General features: G+C 57.2%; 2 protein-coding genes and 1 pseudogene. 1 reads left to right on the top strand and 2 read right to left on the bottom strand.

Annotated elements, in window-relative coordinates:
* Window positions 1-154: 154 nt before the first annotated feature.
* Both IQ254_RS30435 and IQ254_RS34130 read right to left on the bottom strand, forming a co-directional pair.
* Complete coding sequence (locus tag IQ254_RS30435) at window positions 155-829, bottom strand: ferrous iron transport protein A (protein ID WP_193969876.1); 675 nt, start codon at window positions 827-829, stop codon at window positions 155-157.
* Window positions 830-1537: 708 nt separating this feature from the next.
* Window positions 1538-1969, bottom strand: a pseudogene (locus IQ254_RS34130) (Fur family transcriptional regulator).
* A 67-nt stretch (window positions 1970-2036) separates the two neighbouring features.
* Between IQ254_RS34130 and hemB the strand changes: the two are divergent.
* The gene (gene hemB, locus IQ254_RS30425; protein WP_193969875.1) at window positions 2037-3104 is read left to right on the top strand and encodes a porphobilinogen synthase; all 1068 of its coding nucleotides are present in this window, start codon (window positions 2037-2039) and stop codon (window positions 3102-3104) included.
* Window positions 3105-3214: the final 110 nt, after the last annotated feature.

The raw sequence follows: 3214 nt of genomic DNA, 5'->3' as shown, positions 1-3214 counted from the left end.
GGGGTGGGTAGATAGGTATCGGGTTTTGGGTTTTGGGTTTTGGGTCTTGGGTCTTGGGTTTTGGGTTTTGGGTCTTGGGTCTTGGGTTTTGGGTGTCCCTAGCACCTGACACCTGACACCCGGTACCTGACACCTAACACCCGGTACCTGACACCTAACTCCCCTCAACCTTCAGCGCCGCTGCCTCACCTTTTCTCAGGCTGAGTTTGTAGCCTCGCACTTCAATTTCGATCGGGTCGCCCATGGGTGCTTGGCGGGTGACCGTGAAATGGGTGCCGGGGGTGAGGCCCATCGACAGCAACTTCTCGCGATAGGCGCTATGCGCGTTTTCGTAGCCGACGATATGGCCGGATTGGCCTACCGCCAGGGCACCTAGTTGCAGGGGTTCTGGCATCGTCAAATCTCCATTTACAGGCTGTGCTGGCCGCTGGGTCGCTGTTGGCGATATCTCCCGTGGCATTGTCGTTACCAAAATTCGATGGGCTATACCTGCGCCCAAGCCAATGCGGCAGCCCTGAAAGCCGATGATCATAGAGCCGCTTTCGATGCGGCTGACGATGGTGATCTCGCTGCCCTGGGTGAGGCCCAGATCGGTGAGGCGACGTATCATACGGTGGCCCCCCTTGATGTTGACGATCCAGACGAGATCGCCGATGGTCATCATCGTCAGGGGCAATAGCGTCTCCCCAAAATTGGGGGACTGCGTAAAATCGCTATCTGGGACAGGGGGATCGCTTAAATCAGCGGTGCCTCCTACGAAGGTAATGTCTAGGGGCTCGGTCTCCCCTGTCGCGGGTGGGGCGGCGGTGTTGAGCGGGTTGAGGTCCATAGGGGCTCCAGTGTCACGGATAAGAGAAGCACTTTATCAGGAATATTTCTCATTTATCTGGGAAAAATAGCATCACTCGATCACTAGAAGGCGATCTTTTAATTGAGTGGCTTGGATAATTAATTAAGTGGCTTGGATCGGGCTACAATCTTGTTCGCTCAACGAATCCTAGCTGCCTGTATTAGGCTGAGCTAATCTAGATTCTGGGCACGGGCAGGGAGTGCTGCGTCTGGGGGGGGGGCGTGTAACGCTCGGTTTAGGCCAGGGGCTAAACGAAAACTACTAATGAAAAAAAATGTTATTAGCAATATCCCCTTGATACTGTGAAAACCCCAAGGCCGACGGGTTCTTAATTCAAACTTAAGGGTTGCCCCTGACTTAACCCGGATCATTCACAAAACCGGGAGCGGGTGGCTGTCATTCCCGTGGCCCCGGGAATGACATGCCTTTCAGCCATCTCATGAATAATGCAGGTTAAGGGTGAAGGTCCAAAACAAAACAGAGCCTGCATGGCAGCAGGCTCTGGGGAGTGTTCCCTTACCGCAGGAGGTTTGGCGCGATCGCTTCATGCCCTGGGAGTAGACCCAGCTAGGCCAAAGCCAGGGTGGACAAACTGAGCACAGGCATCACCGGAGAATCTAATGCGCCATTCGCTGAGGGGAGCCAGAGGTCTGCCTGGGCTCATGGTCCTGGCGTCTAGCCCTGCCCTCATGTCTCACAACTCCCACAGACGCCAAAAAATTCCAGCGTGTGGTAGTAAATCCGAAACGACCTGGTTTCTTGCAGCTGCGCCTCTAGTGCCTTTGCCGGGCAGGTCTCGACGGGCACTGAGACGCCGCACTGCAAGCAGGTGAGGTAATGGTGATCATGCTATACAGCGCTATACAGCGTTTCCCCCGTCAGCGTCACCCGGTGCTGCACCAGCCCCAGCAGCTTCAGCGCATCTAAGGCGCGGTAGATGGTCGCTAAACCGATGGGCTGCTGGCGGCGCATCACGCCATAAAGCGCCTGGGCCGACAACGGCTGGGGCTGACGTTGCAGAGCCTCTAATACCGACTGCTGCCCTGCGGTTAAGCGCGGTTTTGGCGGCCCCCCTGAGGCGGCTTCAACAAAATTTTCAGCCTCTTTTTTCAAACTCATGGTCGCGATCCACAGCAAGATAGGGTAGGATGCATTGGAATGATAATCATTATCATATTGCATTGCCATGGTTCTGTCTCCCTCCCCCTCTGAAGCGGCTGCAATCGCAGGTGATTTAGTTGTCCAGCCCTCGCCAGCCTCATCTGCGGTGCTGCCCCTGGCGCATCGTCCCCGCCGCCTACGCCGCACCGAGGGGCTACGGCGCATGGTGCGCGAAACGGTGCTCACGGTCGCTGACCTGATCTACCCCATGTTTGTGATGGAGGGGAGAGGTCAGCGGCAGGAAGTGCCTTCCATGCCGGGCTGCTATCGCTATTCGCTAGATCTGCTGCTAGAAGAGATTCGGGAGGTAGTAGGGCTGGGAATTGGCGCGATCGCCCTCTTTCCCCTCATCCCCGACGCCCAAAAAGACAATGCGGGCACCGAAAGCTACAATCCCACCGGGCTGATTCCCCAAGCTGTACGCGCCATCAAGCAGGCCTTCCCTCAGCTGCTGGTAATTACCGATGTCGCCCTTGACCCCTACAGCAGCATGGGCCACGACGGCATTGTGGAAGACGGCGAAATTCTCAATGACGAAACCGTGGCGGTGCTGGTCAAGCAAGCCCTGGCCCACGCCGAAGCCGGAGCCGACATGGTTGCCCCCTCCGACATGATGGACGGCCGGATTGGGGCCATCCGCCAAGCTCTCGATGCCGAAGGCTGGATCAACGTCGGCATTCTCGCCTACTCGGCCAAGTACGCCTCTGCCTACTACGGCCCCTTCCGCGACGCTTTAGAAAGCGCTCCCAAGTTTGGCGACAAAAAGACCTACCAAATGGACCCCGCCAACGCCGCCGAAGCCCTAAAGGAAGTTGATCTCGACATTGCCGAAGGGGCCGACATTGTCATGGTCAAACCCGCCCTCGCCTACCTGGACATCATTCACCGCATCAAGCAGTACACCAATCTGCCCGTTGCCGCCTATAACGTCAGCGGCGAATACGCCATGGTCAAAGCCGCCGCCGCCCAGGGCTGGATCGATGAGCAGACCGTCATGCTTGAAACCCTGACCAGCATCAAACGCGCCGGAGCGGACGTGATTTTGACCTACTTCGCTAAGGAGGTGGCGAGGGTGTTGAGCGGTGAGCGGTGAGCGGGAAACGGTGAACGGGAAGCGGTGAGCGGTGAGCGGTTGTAAACCGTTTCTCCTTCCTCCCGCAAATCGCTTACTGTATGCCCCGCCTCCCCCTCAAACCCTAAACC

Origin of the sequence: Nodosilinea sp. LEGE 07088, assembly GCF_015207395.1 — a bacterium.
GTDB lineage: Bacteria > Cyanobacteriota > Cyanobacteriia > Phormidesmidales > Phormidesmidaceae > Nodosilinea.
Note: the sequence above shows the minus strand (reverse complement) of the source record. Positions and strands in the feature narration are given on the sequence as shown.